This is a genomic window from Olsenella profusa F0195, from assembly GCF_000468755.1.
Lineage (GTDB): Bacteria > Actinomycetota > Coriobacteriia > Coriobacteriales > Atopobiaceae > Olsenella_F > Olsenella_F profusa.
The window spans coordinates 84,977-107,590 of the sequence record NZ_AWEZ01000067.1 but is presented as its reverse complement, the minus strand read 5'-3'; the positions used below and the strand labels follow the sequence as shown (position 1 = coordinate 107,590).

Genomic DNA, 22,614 nt, shown 5'->3' with positions numbered 1-22,614 from the left:
TCTTCGGGTGGCTTGTCAGCGATGGTCGATTCGCTTGGCGATGAGGTTGCAGGTGCTCTGGATGAGCTGCACGAGCACGATGAGGAGCACGATGGTGACGACCATCATCTGGTCCTGGTAGCGGTAGTAGCCATAGCGGATGGCGATGTCGCCCAGGCCGCCGGCACCCACGGCCCCGGCGATGGCGGTGTAGCCCAGCACCGAGATGAGCGTGACGGCCACGCCACGCACGATGGAGGGCATGGCCTCGGGCAGCAGCGCCGAGAGCACGATGCGCGGCAGCGATGCCCCACAGGCCGCGGCAGCCTCGATGGAGTCGTGTGGGACCTCGGCCAGGGACTGCTCCACCATGCGCGCCACGAACGGGGCAGAGGAGAGCACGAGGGGGAAGATGACGCCCCGCACGCCCACGGTGGTGCCGGCAATCGCCTTGGTCACTGGGATGACGGAGACGATGAGGATGATGAACGGGATGGAGCGTGCCATGTTGACGACCCACCCCAGCACGGCGTTGAGCATGCGTCGGGGGCGCAGGCCACCGGGCGCCGTCACGTAGAGGACGACGCCGAGCGCAAGGCCGATCACGTACGCGAGCGCCGTGGAGAGGAGGAGCATGGCGAGCGTGTCGAGCGTGCCCTGCCCCAGGAGCGTCCCGTACTGCGACAGGAACGAAGCGGTCGTGTCAGTCATCCCAGCTCACCCTCCCGAGCAGTGCCTTTGCCGTCTCACTCTGCGGATGGGCGAACACCTCGTCCACCGTGCCCTGCTCCTCGAGGCGCCCGTGGGAGAGCACGGCCACGTGCCTGCACGCCTGGCGCACCACGTCCATGGAGTGCGTGATGATCACGATGGTGACGCCGGTCTCGGCATTGATCCTCGTGAGCAGTGAGAGCACCGACGCCGTGCTCGCGGGGTCGAGCGCGCTCGTGGCCTCGTCGCAGAGGATGTACTCGGGCTCGCAGGCGAGTGCGCGGGCGATGGCCACGCGCTGCTGCTGGCCACCGGAGAGCTGGGCGGGATAGGAGCCGGCCTTGTCTGCCAGCCCCACCTCGTCGAGCAGCGCTCGCGCACGCTCGCGGTTCTCCTTGGTCACATGGCCCGTACTCGCCCTGAAGGGAAAGCACACGTTCTCCAGGGCCGTCTTCTGTGCGAGCAGGCCAAAGCCCTGGAAGATCATGGCGACGCGTCGACGATAGCTGCGCAGCGCCGCCCCCGAGAGGTTCGTGACGTCCGTGCCGTCCACGATGACGCTGCCACTGGTGGGCCGCTCGAGCAGGTTGATGCAGCGCACGAGCGTGGACTTGCCGGCTCCGCTGATGCCGATGATGCCAAAGACGTCGCCATCGGGTATGTCGAGGGAGACATCGCCCAGGGCGTGTTCGTCCGTACCCCCCTCATAGATTTTGATGATATGCCGTAACGATATCAAGGAGTGCTCCTGACTGTTGTGCGATGTGCGTCATGTGGAAGTGCAGAGTATAGCAGTGCCAGCATGATGTCCGTAGTCCCTGTAGCGTATGGGCGAGGCAGCGGTGGCGTCAAGTCCAGCGCCCCTAGGGAAATCAGCTATCTGGCTATGGGATAGATCGATAGCCGACCGTGCCCCGACGGCCTTCCACGGATGTGGTGCGCCACCGGATAGAATGAGGGTACGCCGTAGGACGGAGGGGTGGATCATGCCGCAGGCGGCACTCTTTGACATGGACGGCCTTATGCTGGACACGGAGCCCTTGTGGACATGCAGCTGGGAGCCTGCCCTTTGTGCCCTTGGCAGGGCCAACATGCCCCCAGGGCTGCCCGATGAGATGCGTGGTGCTGGCCCTGCCGCCCGCCAGGAGGTGCTCGACCGTCACTTTGGCGCGAGGACGATTGACCAGGCCGCGCTCTGGGAGCGCGTCTGCGCCCACATGCTCGAGGTGTGCAGGGACGGCGCCCCCAAGAAGGCGGGCCTCATCGAGCTCCTTGACCATCTGCGCGAGCGGGGCGTGCCTCGCGCCGTCGCCTCGTCGAGCGCGAGGCCCATGATCGAGCGGCAGCTTGCCGCGGCTGGCATGGATGCCTGTTTTGACGTGGTGCTCTCGGGCGAGGAGGTCGTGCGCGGCAAGCCTGCGCCCGACGTGTTCCTCGAGGCGGCCCGTAGGTTGGGTGTGGCTCCCGCTTCGTCCCTCGTGCTTGAGGACAGCAAGAACGGCGTGCTCGCAGGGGCTGCCGGTGGCTTTGTGACCGTGCTCGTGCCCGACCTGGTCGCCCCTGACGACGAGATGCTCTCGGCCGCCTCCTTCGTGTGTCGCGACCTCCTCGAGGTGCGCAGGCTGCTGACGTCGGGGATCATTCGCTAGGCCTGTGCGCCAGCGGTCGAAACGACCGCGTTACGCTCTCGTAGCGTTCCCAATACCACCCGGAAGCCCTTGGGTAACGCCTGTGCCACGTTGGCGCAACCGAACGGTCACTCCCAGGCAATGCCCGCGTCCCATGCTGATACTCGTCCATTGACGGCTGGCATGGCCTCCGCGTGGCAACGAGCATCGACGCTCTCTGGCGCAACCCGCATGTCACGTGAGGGCATGCCCAGGCGAAAGGAGCGATCATGGTTGCAAGCGACACGGGATTCGTGCTGGTCTGTGCAGCGCTCGTGCTCCTCATGACCCCAGGGCTCGCCCTCTTCTACGGTGGCCTCGGTCGACGCAAGAACGTATCGAACAATATCATGGCCTCGTTCTGCATCATCGGTGTGGAGGTGGTGATGTGGGCGTTGTTTGGCTTCTCGCTTGCCTTTGGGGCAGACCATAGCGGCGTCATCGGAGGCCTTGACTTTCTGGGCCTCTCGGGGGTGGGGGTGGACGCCTCGAGCTACGCGCCGACGATTCCCTTCTTGGCGTACGCCCTCTTCCAGATGATGTTCGCCATCATCACGCCCGCCCTCATCACGGGCGCCATTGCGGGGCGCATGCGGCTCAAGGCGCTGCTCGCCTTCATCGTCCTGTGGACCATCGTGGTCTACTACCCCATAGCCCACATGGTGTGGGGCGCCGGTGGCATCCTTGCCGCGCTGGGCTCGATCGACTTTGCCGGTGGCAACGTGGTGCACATCAGTTCGGGCGTGAGCGCCCTCGTCCTCTGCGTCATCTTGGGCAGGCGCCAGGGGTACGAGCAGGTCAACTACCGCGTGCATAATATCCCACTCGTTGCCGTCGGTGCGGCGCTCCTGCTCTTTGGCTGGTTTGGCTTCAATGCGGGCAGCGCGCTCTCCGCGAGCGGCCTGGCGGTGCATGCCTTTGCGACCATGGCCATCAGCGCGGCGTCCGCAGAGCTCACCTGGATGCTCATGGATGTGGCAACGGACGGCAGGCCCACGCTCGTGGGTGCCTGCACGGGCCTCGTGATCGGTCTGGTGGCCATCACGCCGGGGTGCGGCTTCGTTCCGGTGTGGGCGGCGTTTCTCATCGGTGGCCTAGCGAGCCCCATCTGCTACCTTGCCGTCTCGGCCATCAAGCCCACGCTTGGCTATGATGATGCTCTCGACGCCTTTGGGTGCCATGGCGTCGGTGGTATGTGGGGTGGCATCGCCACCGGCCTCTTCGCCAGCCGGGACGTCAATCCTGCGCTGCATGTTGATGGCTCGGTCTTTGGTGACGCGCACCTGCTTGGCGCACAGCTCGTGGCCATGCTGGTCACCATCGCCCTTGCCATCATGGGCACGCTCGTCTGCGTTGGACTCACGAGGCTCGTCTGCGGTGGCTTGCGCGTGAGCGCCCGCGAGGAGCGCGTTGGCCTGGACCTTTCGCAGCAGGGAGAGCGTGCGTATCCTTCCTTCAACGGGCTTGACGACTAGGGGTGATCTTGATGGTCAAGGTAGAGGCGATCGTTCGCGAGGAATGCCTGGAAGATGCCAAGGATGCCCTCATGGGAATCGGGGTGCGTGGCCTCACGGTGAGCCAGGTGATGGGCTGTGGCACCCAGATGGGCTACAAGCGCAGGGTGCGTGGCACGAGCGTGAGCATGAACATGCTGCCCAAGGTCAAGCTCGAGATCGTGGTGAGCGACGAGGAGTGGGCAGACAGGGCCGTCCGGGCCATTTGCGAGGCGGCGCGTACCGGAGAGGTCGGCGATGGCAAGATCTTCGCCTATCGAGTGGATCGTGCCGTGCGCATCCGTACGGGCGAGGAGGGCATTGCTGCCATCCAGCCTGGTCCGGCCGTGGAGGAGCGCGACTAGCCGTCCTGCCCCCCTCTCCGTCCTTGCTCCCGTCCCTTCCTTGTCCCTCGGCTGTGCTAGGTTTTTTCCAGCTGTGCTGGGTTTCTTCCTGGCTGTGCTGAGTTTTCTCGCCCAAAATGTCTCCCGTGATGACTAGAGTCAGCACAGGAGACAAAAACGGCCGAAAAACCTAGCACAGCCGGAAGGAAACCCAGCACAACCAGGGGAGAAGCGGAGAAAACCCAGCATAAACGAGATGCGCGAGACGCGAGGTGAGGCATGTGCGGCACACTGCCAGAGGGGTTGAAGCTTGTGGAGCGGCCGGAGGGGCTGACGCTGTCGGGCAAAGCCATGGAGCTGCGGGCGGACTTCTCGCGGATGCTCCCACGCCTGCAGCCCCACCGGCTCTCGCGCGAGCTGTTGGTGCGTGCCGCCCGCGTGCGCGGGGGCGCAGCCACACCGCGCGCCGTGGATGCCACCGCTGGGTTGGGGGAGGACGCGCTGCTCCTTGCCGCCGCGGGCTTTGAGGTCACGCTCTTCGAGCACGATGCCGTGATCGCCGCGCTGCTGGCGGACGGGCTCGCCCGCGCCCGGAGACGGCCGGGGCTTGCCGAGGTGGTGGGGCGCATGCGGTTGGTCGTTGGCGACGGCGCCCGCGGCCTGCGCGAGATGGCCGCTGGGCCGTCGCTCGACGTGGTCTTTTTCGACCCCATGTTCCCTGCCCGCCGCAAGGATGCCTCAACCAGGAAGAAGCTGCAGATGCTCCGGCTGCTGGAGCGCCCTGCCGTGGACGAGGGAGCGTTGCTCGACGCCGCGCTTGCCGCCCACCCACGCAAGGTGGTCGTCAAGCGACCGCTCAAGGGCCCTCCGCTTGCGGGAAGGACGCCGAGCCACTCGCTCTCGGGCAAGGTCGTGCGCTACGACTGCATCGTGCTGCCCCGCTAGGCGCAGCGCCGTGGCCGGTCCTGCCCGTGCGACCGTCCTATCATGGGAGGGAAGCAGCCGCGTGAAAGGGAAGCGCCATGGATGACCTGTCCCCGCAGTTCCACTTTGTCCTTGCCTCCGACTCCCTCAAGGGGACGCTGTCCTCCGCTGAGGCGGAAGGACTCCTCGAGGCGGCGGCGCATGCCCACTTCCCCAACGCCACGTGCGCGTGCGTGCCCATGGCCGATGGCGGCGAGGGGACGGTGGACGCCGTCGTGGCGGCCATGGGCGGCGAGATGCGCTCGGTGCGCGTGCATGACCCTCTGGGGCGTCCCGTGGAGGCGCGCTACGGCCTTCTGGGATCCGGTCGTGCCATCATCGAGATGGCCGCGGCATCGGGCCTGACGCTGCTTGGCCCGGACGAGCGCAATCCCCTGCGCGCGTCGACCTACGGGACGGGCGAGCTCATCTCGGACGCCCTGATGCAGGGATGCACGGACGTCTCCCTTGCGGTGGGCGGCTCGGCCACCAACGACGGCGGCATGGGCTGCATGCGCGCGCTGGGCGCACGCTTTTTGGACGAGCACGGCAGCGAGCTCATGGGCAGCGGCGCCGACCTTGCCCATGTGCGGGCCATCGATGTCGGCCTGTTGCGCCGCTACGTCGCGGGCGCCCACTTCACCGTGATGTGCGATGTCGATAACCCCCTGGTAGGCGAGCTTGGTGCCACACGCGTCTTCGCCCCGCAGAAGGGGGCGACGCCGCAGCAGGTCGAGGAGCTCGAACGGGGGATGGCGCGCTATGCCGAGGTGCTCCGCTCCACGTTCCGCATGGGCGTGGATGCCGGTGCCCCGGGGTCCGGGGCCGCCGGCGGCCTGGGTCTCGCCTGTATGACGTTTCTGGGCGCCCGCGCACAGGGCGGCATAGACCGCGTGCTCGATCTGGTGGCGTTTGGTCGCCGCCTGCGGGGGGCAAGCCTCTGCATAACGGGCGAGGGCAGGCTGGATGCGCAGACGAGCCATGGCAAGGTGGTCTCGGGCGTGGCTGCGGCGTGCCAGCGCCGAGGGGTCCCCTGCGTGGCGCTCGTGGGCGTGGCCGAGCCGAACGTGTCGATTGCGGGGGTCTCGGCGGTGATTGCCGTCACGGAGGCGCCGGAGCTGCTTGATGCGGCCAGCATGCAGGCGCGCCTCGCCCATGCGCGCAGGCTCTACGCCCATCGTGCCAATCAGCTGTTTGCCGCGCTGAGCCTGGGGAGGTCGCTCGAGGCGCGCAGCCGGTAGCGGTGGGATATGGGCAGCTCCAGATCGGTTGCCACCAGGGCGTTGACGCCGGGGCGCCGCGGCCCCTCGGGCTTCTCGGGAAGGAGGTAGACGTGCGAGAAGGCCCGCGCGTAGGCGTCCACCGTCTCGCGAAGCGCCCGCGCCTTCCCGCCCTCGAGTGCACCCATCACGTTTGCCAGGTAGATGCCCTGGTCTGAGAGGTGGTCGCGCACGACGCGCGCGCCCTGTGCCCCGGTGAGCGCCCCCAGCGGCCGCTTGGCCCCGAACGCGTCGTTCACGATGAGGTCCCAGCGGCTCGCGCCGCGGCGCAGCACCTCCCAGCCGTCGTCGCAGATGACGCGTAGGCGCCCGTCGCGCTCGGCATGCGTGCGCGCCTCCAGCTCGTCGAGATAGAAGTACTGGCGTGCCAGCCTGATGACCCTGGGATCTATCTCCACGACATCGACGGTGGCCTGGGGCTGGTGTGCCACGAGCCACGTGGGAAACGAGAACCCGCCGCCGCCCAGCACGAGCGCGTCCGCCGGGTAGCAGGCGCCCAGCGTCTCCCGTGCGATGGCGATGACCTTGGCAAAGTACTGGTGGTAGAGGCACACGAGGTCGAAGTGGCGGCCCTCCTGGGTGTAGCAGATGCTCTGGTAGGTGCCGTTCACGTTGAGCATGCGCAGCTCGTCGCCGTCGGCATCCTCGCCGTCAAAGACGAGCGCCAGGCCAAACCTGCTGCGCCGCAGCTTGACCCCGCGCCTGTGGAGGATGAGCGCGCCGGCGAGGTAGGCGGCCGCGTCAAGGGCCATCAGGATGCAGATGACGATGATGATGCGCGAAGTCTGGGCCATGCGTTCCTCGTGTGGGGCCGTTGGGTGTGGCACCCATTGTCTAGATACTGTCGAAATTCCTATTATAGATTGTGGGGGCTAACGGCCCTCGGCTATACTGGCTGCTGCGAAACTGCACAAACGGGTGGGGTATGCCCCACATGCCATGCATGGAGGATGTCAATGATTCTGGGAATGGGGCCCGCCGAGCTCATCATCATCGTGGTCATAATCTTGATCATCTTTGGTCCCAAGAACCTGCCCAAGCTGGGCAAGTCGCTGGGTAAGACCGTCAAGAACATCCGCGAGGGCATGGACGGCGTGAACGAGGGCGGCGAGCCCACGTCCAAGGACGTGACGGACACCGTCGAGGAGGAGGCGGCCACCGAGACGGATGCCACCCCCACTGAGGCCCCCGCGGATGCGGTCGTCTTCTGCGCCAAGTGCGGTGCCAAGAACGCAGCCGACGCCGAGTTCTGCAGCAAGTGCGGCGCCCGGCTCGCCCACGAGAGCTAGAGGCCAGCGCCTCCGCGCGCACGGTTCGTAGGTAACGTCACCATAGAGAAAGCACAGCATGGATACACAGGAAGTCACGCTTACCCCGGAAGACCGCAAGCAGCTCGAGGACGAGCTCGCCCTGCTTGAGGGCGACAAGCGCAGCGAGATCATTGCCCAGCTCCAGGAGGCACGTGGCTTCGGCGACCTCTCCGAGAACGCGGAGTACGATGCGGCCAAGGAGGCCCAGTCCCAGAACGAGGCCCGCATCAACGAGATTCGTCACCTTCTCGCCACGGCAAAGGTGGTCGAGAACCGTCGTGGTGCCAAGTCCATTGCCATCGGCTCCACCGTGGAGCTCGTGGACGAGAAGGGCACAGCGCAGACCTATACGCTGGCGGGCACCACCCACACCGACTCGCTGCAGAACAAGATCTCCAACGAGTCGCCCCTTGGCGCAGCGCTCATCGGTCATGTGGCAGGCGATACGGTCTCCTTCGAGACCCCCTCGGGCAAGACCCGCAGCCTTACCGTCAAGAGGATCAACCGCTAGGTTCGCTGCCCGATCGCAGGATCGTACGTATGCGCCCCGTGTCCTCGTGGATGTGGGGCGCTCTTTTGCCGGGAGATCCGGCTGGAGGAGAGTCCAATGACCCAGAGCAAGATCGTAGGTGCCCCCGAGGTGAACATCAACGACGAGCGCGCCGTACGCCGTGCCAAGCGTCAGGCGCTCATCGACGCGGGCGTGAATCCCTACCCCATCAGGAGCACGGTCACCGCTCATGCCACCGAGCTCGAGGAGCGGTATGCCGGACTCGAGGATGGGGTGAGCACTGAGGACTCCTACAGCGTGGCCGGCCGGGTGAGGGCCCTGCGCAAGCAGGGCAAGGTGACCTTCGTCGTGCTGGAGGACGTCTCGGGGCAGATCCAGCTCTTCTGTCGCGTGAATGACCTGCCACAGGCGGATTGGGAGCTCCTGTCCCAGGTGGACCTGGGCGATATCATCGAAGCGACGGGCACCATCCTGCGCACCAGGCGTGGCCAGCTGTCCGTCTCGCCGGGGCGGGTGCGCCTGCTCTCAAAGAGCGTGCGGCCCCTGCCCGAGAAGTTCCATGGCCTGGCCGACCGCGAGCTGCGCTACCGGCAGCGCTACATCGACCTCATCATGAACCCCGAGGTGCGGGACACCTTCCGCAGGCGCAGCCAGATCGTCTCGACCATCCGTCGCCACATGGAGGCTGACGGCTACATGGAGGTCGAGACCCCCATGATGCATGCCATCCTGGGCGGCGCCAACGCCAAGCCCTTCGTGACGCACTTCAATGCGCTCGACCGTGACTTCTACCTGCGCATCGCCACCGAGCTACCGCTCAAGCGCCTCATCGTGGGCGGCATGGAGCGCGTGTTCGAGATCGGCCGCCAGTTTCGCAACGAGGGCATGGACCTCATGCACAACCCCGAGTTCACGAGCATGGAGGCCTACTGCGCCTACTCCGACCTCGAGGGCATGAAGAAGCTCAGCGAGGGGCTGTTCAAGGCCATCGCGCGCGAGGTCTGCGGGTGCGCGGAGGATCACGAGGTCATCGAGTACCAGGGCCAGCGGGTGGACATGAGCGGCACCTGGGCGTCGCGCTCGCTCTCGGAGGTCGCCTCTGCGGCCGTGGACGAGCGCGTGGACATGGACACGCCCGTCGAACACCTGCGCGAGCTCTGCGCGGCGCACGACATCGAGTGGCAGGAGGGTTGGGGCGCCGGCAAGCTCCTCTTCGAGCTCTATGACGGGCTGGGGGAGCCCACGCTCGTGAACCCCACCTTTGTGTGCGACTACCCCGAGGAGGTGAGCCCGCTTGCCAAGCGCAAGGAGGAGGACCCACGCCTCACCGACCGCTTCGAACTCGTGATCTGCGGCCATGAGTACGCGAACGCCTTCTCCGAGCTGAACGACCCCGTCGACCAGGCCGCACGCTTTGCCGCGCAGGTTGCCGCCAAGGGCCTGGGCGACGACGAGGCCATGGGCTACGACTACGACTACGTGCGGGCGCTGGAGTACGGCATGCCTCCCGTCGGCGGCATCGGCTATGGCATCGATCGCATGGTCATGCTCTTCTGCGACCAGCCCTCCATCCGCGACGTCCTGCTCTTCCCGCAGATGAAGCCCGAGGCCGTCACCAGGGCCGACATCGAGGCGCAGGTGGGGGGCGCCTTGGGTGCCGGCTTTGCCAGCGTGGACGAACTGGCGGCCAGCTGCGCCACGGGGGCCTCCGCGGACGCTGCGGCGCCCGCGACCACCAGGCTCGAGAGCGGCCTCACGCGTGACGCGGCACTCGAGCTGCTCGAGCGGTACAACGGGGACGAGTTCCACATCCAGCACGGGCTCACGCTCGAGGGCCTCATGCGCCACTACGCCGAGCAGTATGACCCCCAGAACGTGGAGTTCTGGAGCCAGGTGGGCCTGCTCCACGACCTCGACTGGGAGCGGTGGCCAGACGGGGCGCAGCACACCGTGAAAGCGGCCGAGCTGCTCGAGGAGGCTGGTGCCAGCCCCGCGCTGGCCCATGCCATCCAGACGCACAACTCTGACAACAACCCCGACCTGCCTGCGCCCGAGGCCAAGATGGAGAGGGTCCTCTTTGCCGTGGACGAGCTCTCGGGCCTCATCCAGGCGGCGGCGCGCATGAGGCCGTCTGGCTCCGTGCGTGACATGCCGCTCAGGTCGCTCAAAAAGAAGTTCAAGGACAGGCGCTTTGCCGCAGGGTGCGACCGCGACGTCATCCGCCGTGGCGCCGAGCTCAACGACCTGGACCTCAACGACCTGCTTGAGAGCGTGCTCGAGGCCATGAAGGCCATCGCACCCGTGGGCGACTACAACGCGAGGGAGGACGTGGCAGAGTAGGGGGACGGCGGGGCGACCCTAGGCCGTCGTGAGGCGCACCCGTATGGCGAGTGCCTTCCTGCCGTCCGCTGCGTCATCGAGGTGCGCATCGATCTTGCCGCCCATGGCCTGGACGAGTGCCGCGGCAATCGAGAGGCCGAGTCCCGACCCCCTGCCACCCCGTGCGCCATCAGCGCGATAGAAGCGTCCGAAGAGCCTGGCGGGATCGATGTCTGCGTCATCGGGGATGGGGTTCGAGAAGGTGATGGTCGGTCCGTCCTGCGTGATGGTGGGGGCACCACTTCCGTGTCGCAGCGCGTTGGCCGTCAGGTTGTCAAAGACGCGCCTCAGCGAGGTGGCATCCGCGAGCACGCGCGTGACGCCCGCGCCATCCTCCTCGAGCAGCACGATCGGCTCCCAGCCGCGCCGTTCGAACTCGGGGTAATGCGCCATGAGCACCTCGGCCGCCATCGGGGCCAACCCGATGGGTTCCAGCTCCAGCCTTAGGTCGGGGTCGCTCGCCTTGGTGTACGAGAACAGCTGGTCGAGCAGGGCGCGCGTGCCATCGATGCTCCTCATGGCCGCATCGACGTCACGTCCCCGTGACACCTCGTTCGCCTCGTCGCCCGCAAGCTGCAGGTATCCCTTTGCGCCGGCAAGCGGCGTGCGAATGTCATGAGAGAGGCTGGCCAGGTCACGTCTGAAGGCATGCTCGCGCCGCTGCGCCTCGACGCGCTCATGCTGCAGGACGTCGAGCTTGTCGTTCATGTCCTCGGCGAGCCGTCGTGCCGTAGGGCTGGGGCCGTGCACCGTCAGCCGGTTGTTGCTCCGTTCGTCGCGCGAACGCAGGAGTCGGGCCATGTGGCCCAACTCCCGCTCGTATGCCAGGGCGGCGAGCGTCGCCCCCAGCGCGACGCCTATGACGACTGCAAGGATCACGATCCCCCTATCCCTGCCGGGACCATCACGGCTAGTGTATGTCGCGATGGGGCACCACGAGAAGCGTCACTGCCAGCAGCATCGCGATGCCTACCGCGACCGTCACGCTCACGTGGGCCAATGGAGCGAGCGTGACGCCCTCGAGGGAGCTCTGGAACAGCCGGGTGACACCGCCCGAGCCGAGCAGCATGGCGGACTGGTGCGGAAGCCACTGTACGATGGCATCGAAGGCCTCCGAGCGAAGCAGGCCACCCAGGGTGGAGACCAGGCTGCTGGCAATGCCGCCCGCCACAACGCAGGCAGTGATGACCCCTGCGAGCCTTGACTGGAAGAACCAGGTCGCCACGCAGCAGAGCAGCACGTAGAGGAACGTCAGCAGCCAGGAGAGGACGATCCAGGCCATGAGCCTGCCCGGATCCTCGGCCTGGAACCCAAAGCCCGCTAGACGCATGGATGCCCAGAAGAGCGCCAGGAAGAGGAGCGTCCATACGAGCGTGAGCACCAGCATCGTCATCACCTTGCCGACATAGTAGCGCCGACGGCTTATGCCGGCGGGCAGGAGCCCCCGTATGAATCCCGTCGAGAAGTCCTCCGAAACGAAGACCGAGAGGAAGAGCGAGAGGACAAGCAATACGCTGAAGGGGTTTGCGATGGCCGACAGTTCCAACGACTGACCGGGTCCGCCATCTGCCTCCATGAACGTGGTGGCAAACGCGGATTGGGCTTCCTGACTCGCCGCCTCGGCGCTCTCGCCCTCACCATTCTGGCTCGCGCTGATCTTGATGCCCGTGTCTGTGTCGGTCGTGCCTGCGGTGTCGGTGCCGTGTCCCGCGGCGTTACCAACCAGATAGAGCACGCTTGCGGCAATGATGGCAACGAGGGCCACGTAGGTTACGAGCATCCAGCACCACATCCGGCGACCCCGACGCACGTCCGATGCGATGAGGCTAAACATGAGTCTCTCCCTTCTCCATGAGCTCGACGAAGTAGTCCTCTATGTCGCGGCTGTGCATGCCTATCTCAAGGGGGATGAGACCGTTGGCGTGCAGGATGCGCGCCACCTCCTCGGTGGTAGGCAGCCCACCGGATGACGTGGCCGTGAGCGAGATCGCATCGGTGCCCCCAAGCGAGAGGTGCACGTTGGGGAGCTCCCGTTCGAGTACGGCCACGGTCCTCGGGGGGTTGGTCGTGCGGAGGTGAATGGAATCTCCGCAGGCTGCGCGCATCTCCGCATCGGTGAACTCGCTCACGATGCGGCCCCGGCTGATGACGCCGAAGCGGTCGACAACGCGATTGAGCTGGTCGATGACGTGCGAGCTGATGACGATCGTCATGCTGTGGTTGGCCGCGAGCCCTCGCAGCATCTCGCGCGTCGAGCGTGCCGCCTCGGGGTCGAGGCCATTGAGGGGCTCATCGAGAAGCAGGAGGTCGGGCGCGCCGATGAGGGCCAGGGCGATGCCGAGTCGCTGCTTCATGCCCAGCGAGAACCCCTTCACGTGTCGCTTGGCCACCTCGGTAAGCCCCACGAGGGCGAGCAGGCCCTGGCACTGCGCCTTGGCGCGCACGATGCCGAGTGCCGTGGCCTTCGTCATGAGGTTGTCCAGGGCCGAGAGGCCACCGATGATCCCCGGCATCTCGATGAGCGTGCCGATGGGTATGTCGGGCGTCCGGCGCCTGCCAAAGAGCAGCACCTCTCCCGACGTGGGCGTCACGAGTCCCGATGCCAGCTTCATGGTCGTCGACTTGCCGGAGCCGTTCTTGCCCACAAAGCCGTAGATGCTGCCTCGCGGTACGTGCATGTCGAGCGCATCCACGGCCCTCGTGGAGCCATACAGCTTGGTGAGCGCGCGCGTCTCGAGTGCGTCCATGCCTTCCTCCCCTGTCGTCGTGTCCAGCCTACGCCGCCTACGATATGCCCCAAGGCTTGGCAAACCACAAAGCAGGTCTAAGGAAAGCCTAAAGAGTGGGTGCGTCGAGCTTGAAGCCGATGCCCCATACGGTCTTGATGTAGCCGTCGGTCCCGGTGGGACGCAGCTTCTTGCGGAGGTTGGAGACGTGCACCGTCACCGCGTTGTCGTCGGGGGCGAAGTCCTCGTGCCACACGCGCTCGAAGATCTCGCGCTTGGAGTAGGCGCGTCGCGGATGGCGTGCGAGCAGCTCGCAGATGCCGAACTCGGTCCTGGTGAGCTCGATGTGCTGGTCTGCCGCCGTCAGCACGCGCGAGGCGACGTCAAGCGCCCATGCGCCAACGCGGAGGACATCGCCGTCGCCCTCCTGAGGCCGGCCCCCCGCGGATCCCTGCCTCCGGCTGCGTCTGAGCAGCGCCCGCACCCTCAGCTCGAGCTCCTCGAGGTCGAAGGGCTTCACCAGGTAGTCATCGGCGCCCAGGCGCAGGAGCCCCACGCGGTCCTCCACGGTCGCGCGTGCGGAGACCACGATGACGGGAATGTCGGGGATGTGCTCGCGCGCGTTGGCGATGACCTGCTCGCCCGTCATGCCGGGCAGCATGAGGTCACAGATGAGGAGGTCGAACGCGCTGCGGTCGAGGTCCATGACGGCCTCGGTACCCGAGAACGCCTGCATGCAGGAGAGGCCATGGTTGTCCAGGTAGCGGGTCATGATGGTGCTGATGTCGGCATCGTCCTCTGCGATGAGGATGAGGGGCGTGTCAGCTTGTGGGGGCATGTGGCACCTTTCCGGCGCGGTTCCGTGGGTCGTTGCGCTCTGTCCATCGTAGCCTGAACGACACAGCGCTGCAGGCGTCCGCGTCCCGCAGGGCATTGGTGCCGTTGGCGGGAGCCCGCCTTGAGTCAGCCACATTGGCGGCGCATAATGATGGGCATTCGAGACGAGACCTGAGTGGAAGGGCACCGGATGGGGATCTGGTGGCTGACCGGAGGGGACGGCTATGGAAGAGAGGCTGCGTCCATCGCGCCTGGCGCGTGACGGGTCATGCTAAAGGTCGCCATCTACGGCAAGGGCGGCATCGGCAAGTCCACGATAACGAGCAACCTGGCGGCCGCGCTTTCGACCCTGGGCAGGCGTGTCGTGCAGATCGGCTGCGACCCCAAGGCCGACTCCACCATCAACCTCCTGGGCGGCCAACCCCTGCGCCCGGTGATGGACCATCTGCGCGACGAGGACGAGGAGCCCACGTCCATCGAGGACGTCTCGAGCCGGGGCTTTGGGGACGTCCTCTGCATCGAGACGGGTGGCCCCACGCCGGGGCTGGGGTGTGCCGGCCGTGGCATCATCGCCACGTTCAACCTGCTCGAGGAGCTGCGCCTCCTTGAGACCTGTGAGCCTGACGTCGTACTCTACGACGTGCTGGGCGACGTGGTGTGCGGCGGCTTTGCCGCGCCCATCCGCGAGGGCTATGCCGAGAAGGTCCTCATCGTCACCAGTGGCGAGAGGATGGCGCTGTACGCGGCGGGCAACATCAACGCGGCCGTGCGCAACTTCGAGGACCGCGGCTATGCGCGGGTGGCGGGCCTCATCCTCAACCGCCGCAACGTGCCGGACGAGTACGGGAAGGTCAAGGCCTTCGCGGATGCCCATGGCCTGGCGATCGTGGGCGACATCCCACGATCGGACGACATCAACCGCTGTGAGGACGAGGGCAGGACGGTCATCGAAGGCAACCCCGCGCTGCCCATCTCCCGCACCTTCCTCGACCTTGCCCAACGCCTCCTCGCAGGGGAGGGCACGCCATGAGCGTCACCCCCGTCTCCTACACCGTCTCCGAGCTCTGGGCGCGCGGGCGCGACGACATCCCCGACGACTTCGTCTCCGGCAGGCACCTCATCTACAGCTCGCCGGCCGCCCTGGCCTTCAACTCTCCGGGGGCGGAGGGCTTTGGCGTCAAGCGCGCGGGCCTCGCCATTCCCGGCTCGGTCATGCTCGTCGTGTCGCCGGGGTGCTGCGGCCGCAACACCAGTTCCGTCTCCGAGCTACCGGGCTATGAGAACCGCTTCTTCTATCTCGAGATGAGTGAGACCGACCTCATCACGTCCCGTCACCTCAGGCGCATCCCCCAGGCGGTACGGGCGCTGTGCGAGAGCCTGCCCACGGTGCCCTCGGTCGTGATGGTCTGCGTCACCTGCGTGGACGCCCTGCTCGGCACCGACATGGAGCGCGTGTGCCATGCGGCGCAGGACGAGGCGGGCGTTCCCGTGCGTCCCTGCTATATGTACGCCCTCACGCGCGAGGGCACAAGGCCGCCCATGGTCAGCGTGCGCCAGTCGCTCTACTCCCTGCTGGAGCCCGCCGAGAGGGACGCGCGCGCCTGCAACCTGCTGGGACACTTCGCGCCCATCGAGGAGGGGTCCGACCTCAAGGCGCTGCTCGCCCAGGCTGGCCTGCGCCACGTGCGCGAGGTCTCGACGGCAGCGGACTTCGCCGGCTTCCAGGGCATGGCCGAGGCCAACTTCAACCTCGTGCTCGATCCAGAGGCCGCCCCTGCCGCGCAGGACCTCGAGCGCCGCCTGGGGATCCCCTGGATCGAGCTCACACGCCTCTACGAGGAGGATCGCATCCATGCCCAGTACGACGCGCTGGCCACGGCGCTGGGCGTGAGCTTTGACCAGGGGCCTTGGCAGGCGCGGGCGCGCGGTGCCCTGCGCTCCTTCCGCGAGCGTCATCCGCGCGAGGTCTTCGCGGTGGGCGAGGGCTCCAACGCCAACCCGTTCGAGCTGGCGCTGGCCCTGGTGCGCCAGGGCTGCTCCGTGCGCGAGGTCTTTGGCACCGTCACGCCAGGGCAGTACGTCTACCTGCGCCATCTTGCGGACCTCTCGCCCCAGACGCGCGTGTACTCCAACCTCGAGCCCACGATGATCGGCTATGACCCTGCAGGCACCGGCGTCACGCTCACCATCGGCCGCGATGCTGGCTACTACCACCCCGCCTGCCCAAACCTCGCATGGGACGGCGACGAGCAGCCTTTTGGCTACACGGCGGTGAGCGGCCTCTTTGGCGCGCTGGATCACCTGCTCTCCCATGGGGACGAGGGCCGTGGCGTGCATGGGGCCATCTCGCTTGCCGGGGAGCGGCGCGGACGGGCCGCCTGTCGTCGCGTTCCCGCCCCCGATGCCGCCCCTGCGCTGCGGCCCCTCGACGCGCGGCACTGCGTGCGCGGCCTGCGCCGGATGCTCACCCCCTTCGCACCGGACCAGTCTGGGGCGGCCTCCGTGCTCTATGGCATGGGCGGCATCACGGTGGTGGTGGATGCGGGCGGCTGTGTGGGCAACATCTGCGGCTTTGACGAGCCGCGTTGGTTTGCCCAGAGGGACGCCATCTTCAGCGCGGGCCTGCGGGACATGGATGCCATCCTTGGTCGCGATGACCTGTTGGTGCAGAAGCTCGAGCTGGCGCACCGGCAGCTGGGTGGCCGCTTCGTTGCGCTCGTGGGCACGCCGGTACCGGCGGTGATAGGCACGGACCTCACCGCGCTCTGTCACCTGGCCGAACGGCGCTGCGGCCTTCCGACCATCGCCCTCAAGACCAATGGCATGGACCTCTATGACCGAGGTGCAGAGGCTGCCTACCTGGTGCTCCTCACCAGGTTTGTCGAAGGAGCCCCCGAGCGACCCGTGACGGAGGAGGGTCGCATCGGCGTCTGGGGCGCCACGCCGCTCGACGTCTCTGATCCCGATGGCGCCGCGGCCCTCGAGCGGCGGCTGCGTCTTGATGGCTGGCGGCGCGTCACCGTCTTTGGCATGGGCGCCACCCTCGACGAGCTGCGCACGGCCGGTGCGGCCGAGCGCAACATCGTCGTGTCACCCGCGGGGCTCAAGGCGGCCCAATGGCTCCAGCGCCGCTTCGGCACGCCCTATGATGTCGACTATCCGCTGGCGGATGCCCTCATCCCCCGCATCGCGTGGGCGGGCCATCGCGTGCTGGTGGTCCACCAGCAGGTGGCGGCCCATGCCATCCGAACGCGGCTGCTCGCTCGCGGCGCCTCGGACGTCATCGTGGCGAGCTTCTTCATGCAGCCGGATGAGGCCCGCCGCGATGGCGACCTGCATCTGCGCGAGGAGGGTGACGTCGCGGCGGCGGTCCGTGCGGCCCGCCCCACCGCCATCCTCGCCGACGTCACGCTGCGCAAGCTGGTGGGCGACTTCGCGGGTGACTTCTTTGACGAGACGCACTATGCGCTCTCGGGGCATCTCGTGCGGACGTAGAGGACGACATGGCTGCGATGACGACACATGCCGCGACGCCCCATGAGACGGGCACCTCAGCGCACGAGGCGCTCGTGACGCGCCTCGTGCGCTGCTTCGGCATCGTGCAGGGCGTGGGGTTTCGTCCCACGGTCGCACGGCACGCGGTCGGGGCGGGGGTGTGTGGCACGGTCTGCAACAAGGGCCCCTACGTCGAGATCATCGCGCAGGGCAGCCCCGAGCGGGTCGCGCGCTTCACGGACCTCGTCCGGCGCCATCCACCTCGGCGGGCCGATGTCATCAAGGTTGACGAGTGGGACGTCCCTGCCGGTACGGCCCGACGCTACGACACCTTCTCGATCGTCGGGAGCGAGCGGGCGCGCGGCGCCATCTTCGTCTCGCCCGACATCGCCATCTGCGACGACTGTGCGCGCGAGCTCTTTGACCCCACCAACCGCCGCTACCTGCATCCCTTCATCAACTGCACGTGCTGTGGGCCGCGTCTCACGATTCTGGACGCGCTGCCCTATGATCGTGAGCGGACGAGCATGGCGGCGTTCCCTCTGTGCCCCGACTGCGCGCGCGAGTACCTGGACCCCTCGTCGCGTCGCTACGACGCGCAGCCGGTCTGCTGCAACGACTGTGGTCCCGAGGAGTACCTGCTGGGGCGCGACGAGCGCGGGCACGCGGCCATCAGCGCGGCGCGGCGCGCGCTCGCCGCCGGCGGCATCGTGGCCGTCAAGGGCGTCGGGGGCTTCCACCTGTGCTGTGACGCCACCAATGAGAGGGCTGTGAGCCTGCTGCGCCGGCGCAAGCGCCGTCCGCGGAAGCCCCTTGCTGTCATGATGGGCAGCGAGGGGGTCGTCCACCGCGAATGCACTCTCTCGGCGGCGCAGGAGGAGGTGCTGCGCGGCCACCAGCGGCCCATCGTCCTGCTGCGACGTCGGGCGGGCGGGCTGCTCGCGCCGAGCGTCGCCCCGGGCAACCCCAGCGTGGGCGTCATGCTGCCCTATGCGCCGATACAGCTCCTGCTCTTTCGCTACGATGACGACGTCCAGGTGCCCGACTGCCTGGTCATGACCAGCGGTAACGTCTCGGGGGCACCCATCTGCCGGGACGAGGGGGATGCGCGGGACGAGCTCGCGGGCCTTGCCGACCTCATCCTGTCGCACGACCGCCCGATCCGCACGCGTGCGGACGACTCGGTCATGGACCTCTTCGAGGGCGAGCCCTACATGATCCGTCGCTCGCGCGGCTATGCGCCGCTGCCCGTGGTGCTCTCGCAGCGCCTCGCGCGGGGTGTGGAGGACGTTTGCGTGCTGGCCGTGGGAGGCGAGCTCAAGAACACCTTCTGCATCGGCAGGGGAGACCTCTTCTACCCCTCCGCCCATGTGGGTGACCTGAGCGACCTGCGCACCGTGCGGGCGCTCGAGGAGTCCGTGCGCCGCATGGAGACGCTCCTGGAGGCACATCCCCAGGCCATCGCCTGTGACCTGCATCCCAGCTACAACGCCACGGCGATCGCCGAACGTCTCGCCGCCGCCGCGGGCGTCCCCGTGGTGCGCGTGCAGCATCACTTCGCGCACATCGCCTCCTGCCTGGCCGAGAACGACTGGACGGGCCCCGCAGTGGGCGTCGCGTTCGATGGCACGGGCCTGGGCACCGACGGCACCATCTGGGGCGGCGAGATCATGCTCGCCGACTACCATGGCTTTGAGCGCAGGGCGAGCATCCGTCCCTTCGTGCAGGTGGGTGGCGACCGCTCCCCGCTGGAGGGATGGCGCGTGGCCGTCTCGATGCTGCAGGGGCTCACGCACGACGTGGGGCGCACGCTCGAGTTCGCGGCACGCCTCGGCCTGTGTGACGAGAGGAGCGCCCGCGCACAGGTCATGATGGTCGAGCGGCGCATCAATGCCGTCACGTCCACGAGCGCGGGGCGGCTCTTCGATGCCGCCAGCGCCATCCTGGGCATCCGTCGCTCCTCCACCTACGAGGGCGAGGCGTCCTGCATGCTTGAGTACGCGGCACGCCGGTGGGCGGAGGGCCGGGGCGCGACCTTCCTGGCGGCAGGGGAGGCTGCGGGGGACGGGGTCCCGCTGCCGCTGCCCGACGTCCCCGGCCTTGCGGAGACCGGTCTGGTCGAGGCCATGCCACCACACGCGGGAGCGGCCCCCTCCCTCGTGCTCGGGACCGAGGGGCTCGTGCGGTGGCTTGTCGGGGGACGCCTTGCCGGGAGGCCCGTGGAGGGCCTTGCCTACGGCTTCCATGCCGCGCTCGCGCACATGGTGGCCACCGCCTGCCGGGCGATCGCACGGGAGGCGGGCGTCACCGCAGTGGCGCTGACGGGCGGCTGCTACCAGAACCGTCTCCTGCTGGGCCTCACGAAGCGCGCACTCATGGGGGCGGGCCTCTCCGTGCTCACGCACGGCCTCATTCCGCCCAATGACGGAGGCCTCGCCCTGGGCCAGGCGGTCGTTGCCGCCCAGGCCGTGGCGGACGGTGACGTGGACGGCGTCGCCCTGACGGGCATCGACCCCGGGGGCGCAGCGCCCCCGAGCAGGAAGGGAGAGACGACATGTGCGTAGGGGTAGCCGCGCGGGTGATCGCGGTGAGCGACGAGGGGGCGGCGCTCGTGGAGGCCACGGGGGCGCGGCGCGAGGTCTCGGCCCAGCTGCTGGACGATCTCGAGCCGGGTGAGTACGTGATGGTGCATGCGGGCGCCGCGATCGCCCGCATCTCGGATGATGACGCGTCCGAGGCGGACGGCCTCGTCGAGGAGTACCTGTGATGGGCGGACATGCCACGGCATGCGGCGCGCGCCGGTCGGCGCGCGAGGCGCTCGAGGGCTACGATGGGCCCCACGTACGCATCATGGAGGTCTGCGGCACCCACACGCACGAGCTGTTCCGCCAGGGCATCCGCCACATCCTGCCACCGCAGGTCGAGCTCGTCAGTGGGCCGGGCTGTCCGGTCTGCGTGACGCCGGTCGGCTTTGTCGACGAGGCCCTCATGCTTGCGCTCGACCGCGGCTGTACCATCTGTACCTTCGGCGACCTGGTGCGCGTGCCGGGGACCGAGCTGTCCCTGGCGGGGGCGCGTGCGCAGGGCGCCACGGTGCGGGTGGTCTACTCGCCCCAGGACGCCGAGGCCTATGCGGCCGCCCATCCGGACGAGCAGGTCGTGTTCCTCTCGGTGGGCTTCGAGACCACTGCGCCATCGAGCTGCCTTGCGGTGCGCGCGGCGACGGACGACGGGCTCACCAACTTCTCGCTGCTCACGGCCAACAGGACCATGCCCGGGGCCTACGAGGCCATGAGGGGCTCGACCGACCTGTTCCTCTATCCCGGTCACGTGCATGCCATCACGGGCACCAAGGTCTGCGAGGACCTCGTGGCGGAGGGCGTGAGCGGCGTGCTCGCCGGCTTCACGGCCACGGAGCTCGTGACGGCCCTGGCGGTGGGCGTGACCAAGTTCGCCCAGGGCGCGCCCTTCTTCGTCAACTGCTACCCCCGCGTCGTGCGGCCCGAGGGGGCCCCGGCGGCACGGCGCCTCGTGGCGCGCATGATGGAGCCGTGCGACGCCACGTGGCGCGGCATCGGCACGATCGCGGGCTCGGGCCTGCGCCTGCGCGAGCCCTATGCGGGCTATGACGCACGCGCGAGGTACGACCTGCCCCGCATCGATGGTCGGGAGAACCCCGCCTGTCGTTGCGGCGCGGTGCTGCAGGGCGCATGCACGCCACGAGCATGCCCGGCCTTCGGCACGGCCTGCACGCCCGAACATCCCGTGGGCGCCTGCATGGTCTCGAGCGAGGGCGCCTGCTCGGCCTTCTACCTGTACGGGGCCGACCTTGACGTGGGCCTGGCACCCGCGGCTTCAAGACGGCCCGTGACCTTAGGGCCAACAGAGGGGGGACGTCACTCGTGAACGACATCGTGACCTTGGCGCAGGGCGCCGGTGGCAGGCAGACCTCCGAGCTCATCGATGGCATCTTCAGGCGGCACCTGGCCAACCCGGACCTTACGGAGGATGACGCGGCGGTGCTTGCGGTGCCGGCGGGTCGCCTGGCCCTGTCGACGGACGGCTTCATCGTCTCCCCGGCGTTCTTCCCGGGTGGCGACGTGGGGGAGCTCAGCGTGTGCGGCACGGCCAACGACGTGGCGTGCATGGGCGCCAAGCCCCTGTACCTCACCTGCGCCTTCCAGATCGAGGAGGGCTTCCCCATGGCCGACCTCGAGCGCATCGTGGCCTCCATGGGGAGGGTGGCCCGCGAGGCGGGCGTCGCCGTGGTGGCGGGGGACACCAAGGTCGCCGGCAAGGGCCAGGTGGACGGCGTGTTCATCACCACGACGGGCGTGGGCCTCGTGCGCGCGGGAGCGCGTCCCTCAGGCTCCCATGCCGAGCCAGGCGATGCCGTGGTCGTGACGGGCGACGTGGGCCGTCATGGCTGTGCGATCCTGTTGGCCCGCGACACGTACGGGATCGAGGCGGATGTCACGAGCGACTGCGCGCCGCTTGCGGCCGCGGTGGAGGCCGCGCTCGACGCCGTGCCCGACATCCACACGATCCGCGATGCCACCCGCGGCGGCGTGGGCACGGTGCTCTACGAGATCGCCCACCAGAGCAGGGTGGGCGTGCGCCTGGACGATGCGGCGGTTCCCGTCGCCCCCGGGGTGGCGGGCGTCTGCGGCATGCTGGGACTCGATCCGCTCTATCTGGCCTGTGAGGGTCGGCTCGTGATGATCTGCCCCGCCGCCAAGGCCGAGCGCCTGGTTCGGGCCCTCCGGGGGTGCCCGCACGCGGAGGGTGCGACCATCATCGGCCACATCACCAACGAGCTTCCCGGTCGCGTGGTCATGGACACCGAGCTTGGCACCCAGACCATCCTGCCCGAGCCGGGCAACGAGCTTCTGCCGCGCATCTGCTAGGCGAGGGGGGTC

General features: G+C 67.9%; 21 protein-coding genes. 14 read left to right on the top strand and 7 right to left on the bottom strand.

Annotated features, from left to right (window positions below; genetic code table 11):
* Positions 1–15: 15 nt before the first annotated feature.
* Both HMPREF1316_RS11290 and HMPREF1316_RS11285 read right to left on the bottom strand, forming a co-directional pair.
* Positions 16–690 (bottom strand): methionine ABC transporter permease, encoded by a 675-nt coding sequence (locus HMPREF1316_RS11290; RefSeq protein WP_021727075.1) that lies wholly within the window; start codon positions 688–690, stop codon positions 16–18.
* Positions 683–1,429, bottom strand: coding sequence for a methionine ABC transporter ATP-binding protein (locus HMPREF1316_RS11285; protein ID WP_021727103.1), 747 nt, complete (start codon positions 1,427–1,429; stop codon positions 683–685). The genes HMPREF1316_RS11290 and HMPREF1316_RS11285 overlap by 8 nt, the downstream gene beginning before the upstream one ends.
* 247 nt (positions 1,430–1,676) lie before the next feature.
* Here HMPREF1316_RS11285 and HMPREF1316_RS11280 point away from each other — a divergent pair, with 247 nt between their 5' ends.
* The 5 genes from HMPREF1316_RS11280 to HMPREF1316_RS11260 all read left to right on the top strand — a co-directional run bounded on the left by HMPREF1316_RS11280 (position 1,677) and on the right by HMPREF1316_RS11260 (position 6,398).
* On the top strand, positions 1,677–2,339 hold the full coding sequence (locus HMPREF1316_RS11280) for an HAD family hydrolase (RefSeq protein ID WP_021727122.1): 663 nt from the start codon (positions 1,677–1,679) through the stop codon (positions 2,337–2,339).
* Positions 2,340–2,587: 248 nt separating this feature from the next.
* Complete coding sequence (locus tag HMPREF1316_RS11275; protein WP_021727160.1) at positions 2,588–3,832, top strand: ammonium transporter; 1,245 nt, start codon at positions 2,588–2,590, stop codon at positions 3,830–3,832.
* 11 nt (positions 3,833–3,843) lie between these two features.
* Positions 3,844–4,215 (top strand): P-II family nitrogen regulator, encoded by a 372-nt coding sequence (locus tag HMPREF1316_RS11270; RefSeq protein WP_021727051.1) that lies wholly within the window; start codon positions 3,844–3,846, stop codon positions 4,213–4,215.
* 258 nt (positions 4,216–4,473) lie between these two features.
* Positions 4,474–5,139: a class I SAM-dependent methyltransferase gene (locus HMPREF1316_RS11265; protein ID WP_084620966.1), complete on the top strand. Its 666-nt coding sequence runs from the start codon at positions 4,474–4,476 to the stop codon at positions 5,137–5,139.
* Between the two features lie 77 nt (positions 5,140–5,216).
* Positions 5,217–6,398: a glycerate kinase family protein gene (locus tag HMPREF1316_RS11260; RefSeq protein WP_040652380.1), complete on the top strand. Its 1,182-nt coding sequence runs from the start codon at positions 5,217–5,219 to the stop codon at positions 6,396–6,398.
* Here the strand turns inward: HMPREF1316_RS11260 and HMPREF1316_RS11255 are convergent.
* The gene (locus HMPREF1316_RS11255) at positions 6,344–7,231 is read right to left on the bottom strand and encodes a spermidine synthase (protein WP_021727100.1); all 888 of its coding nucleotides are present in this window, start codon (positions 7,229–7,231) and stop codon (positions 6,344–6,346) included. The genes HMPREF1316_RS11260 and HMPREF1316_RS11255 overlap by 55 nt on opposite strands.
* 162 nt (positions 7,232–7,393) lie before the next feature.
* Here HMPREF1316_RS11255 and tatA point away from each other — a divergent pair, with 162 nt between their 5' ends.
* The 3 genes from tatA (at position 7,394) to lysS (ending at position 10,598) form a co-directional block, all read left to right on the top strand.
* Positions 7,394–7,726, top strand: coding sequence for a twin-arginine translocase TatA/TatE family subunit (tatA, locus tag HMPREF1316_RS11250; RefSeq protein WP_021727144.1), 333 nt, complete (start codon positions 7,394–7,396; stop codon positions 7,724–7,726).
* A gap of 58 nt (positions 7,727–7,784) precedes the next feature.
* Entirely contained in the window at positions 7,785–8,258 is a 474-nt protein-coding gene (gene greA, locus HMPREF1316_RS11245) for a transcription elongation factor GreA (protein WP_021727084.1), read from the top strand.
* Positions 8,259–8,354: 96 nt separating this feature from the next.
* Positions 8,355–10,598, top strand: a complete 2,244-nt coding sequence (gene lysS, locus HMPREF1316_RS11240) for a lysine--tRNA ligase (RefSeq protein WP_021727067.1) — start codon at positions 8,355–8,357, stop codon at positions 10,596–10,598.
* An 18-nt stretch (positions 10,599–10,616) separates the two neighbouring features.
* On the opposite strand, the gene HMPREF1316_RS11235 is transcribed toward lysS, so the two are convergent.
* The 4 genes from HMPREF1316_RS11235 to HMPREF1316_RS11220 form a co-directional block, all read right to left on the bottom strand.
* A complete protein-coding gene (locus HMPREF1316_RS11235; RefSeq protein ID WP_021727118.1) occupies positions 10,617–11,516 on the bottom strand; it encodes a sensor histidine kinase in 900 nt (299 codons plus the stop codon).
* Between the two features lie 31 nt (positions 11,517–11,547).
* A complete protein-coding gene (locus HMPREF1316_RS11230; RefSeq protein WP_021727079.1) occupies positions 11,548–12,471 on the bottom strand; it encodes an ABC transporter permease in 924 nt (307 codons plus the stop codon).
* Complete coding sequence (locus tag HMPREF1316_RS11225; RefSeq protein ID WP_021727104.1) at positions 12,464–13,384, bottom strand: ATP-binding cassette domain-containing protein; 921 nt, start codon at positions 13,382–13,384, stop codon at positions 12,464–12,466. The genes HMPREF1316_RS11230 and HMPREF1316_RS11225 overlap by 8 nt, the downstream gene beginning before the upstream one ends.
* 88 nt (positions 13,385–13,472) lie before the next feature.
* Entirely contained in the window at positions 13,473–14,201 is a 729-nt protein-coding gene (locus HMPREF1316_RS11220) for a response regulator transcription factor (RefSeq protein WP_021727120.1), read from the bottom strand.
* A gap of 267 nt (positions 14,202–14,468) precedes the next feature.
* On the opposite strand from HMPREF1316_RS11220, the gene HMPREF1316_RS11215 reads away from it, so the two are divergent.
* The 6 genes from HMPREF1316_RS11215 to hypE are packed head-to-tail and all read left to right on the top strand — an operon-like array spanning position 14,469 to position 22,602.
* Positions 14,469–15,230, top strand: coding sequence for a nucleotide-binding protein (locus tag HMPREF1316_RS11215; RefSeq protein WP_021727094.1), 762 nt, complete (start codon positions 14,469–14,471; stop codon positions 15,228–15,230).
* Entirely contained in the window at positions 15,227–17,695 is a 2,469-nt protein-coding gene (locus HMPREF1316_RS14540) for an oxidoreductase, nitrogenase component 1 (protein ID WP_021727136.1), read from the top strand. Before HMPREF1316_RS11215 ends, HMPREF1316_RS14540 begins: the two co-directional genes overlap by 4 nt.
* A gap of 17 nt (positions 17,696–17,712) precedes the next feature.
* Positions 17,713–20,259 carry a carbamoyltransferase HypF gene (gene hypF, locus HMPREF1316_RS11205; RefSeq protein ID WP_084620965.1) on the top strand — a complete coding sequence of 849 codons (2,547 nt, stop codon included), beginning with the start codon at positions 17,713–17,715 and terminating at the stop codon, positions 20,257–20,259.
* Positions 20,250–20,462, top strand: coding sequence for a HypC/HybG/HupF family hydrogenase formation chaperone (locus tag HMPREF1316_RS11200; RefSeq protein WP_021727111.1), 213 nt, complete (start codon positions 20,250–20,252; stop codon positions 20,460–20,462). Before hypF ends, HMPREF1316_RS11200 begins: the two co-directional genes overlap by 10 nt.
* Positions 20,462–21,601 carry a hydrogenase formation protein HypD gene (gene hypD / locus HMPREF1316_RS11195; protein WP_084620964.1) on the top strand — a complete coding sequence of 380 codons (1,140 nt, stop codon included), beginning with the start codon at positions 20,462–20,464 and terminating at the stop codon, positions 21,599–21,601. The genes HMPREF1316_RS11200 and hypD overlap by 1 nt, the downstream gene beginning before the upstream one ends.
* Complete coding sequence (gene hypE, locus HMPREF1316_RS11190; RefSeq protein WP_021727126.1) at positions 21,598–22,602, top strand: hydrogenase expression/formation protein HypE; 1,005 nt, start codon at positions 21,598–21,600, stop codon at positions 22,600–22,602. The genes hypD and hypE overlap by 4 nt, the downstream gene beginning before the upstream one ends.
* Positions 22,603–22,614: the final 12 nt, after the last annotated feature.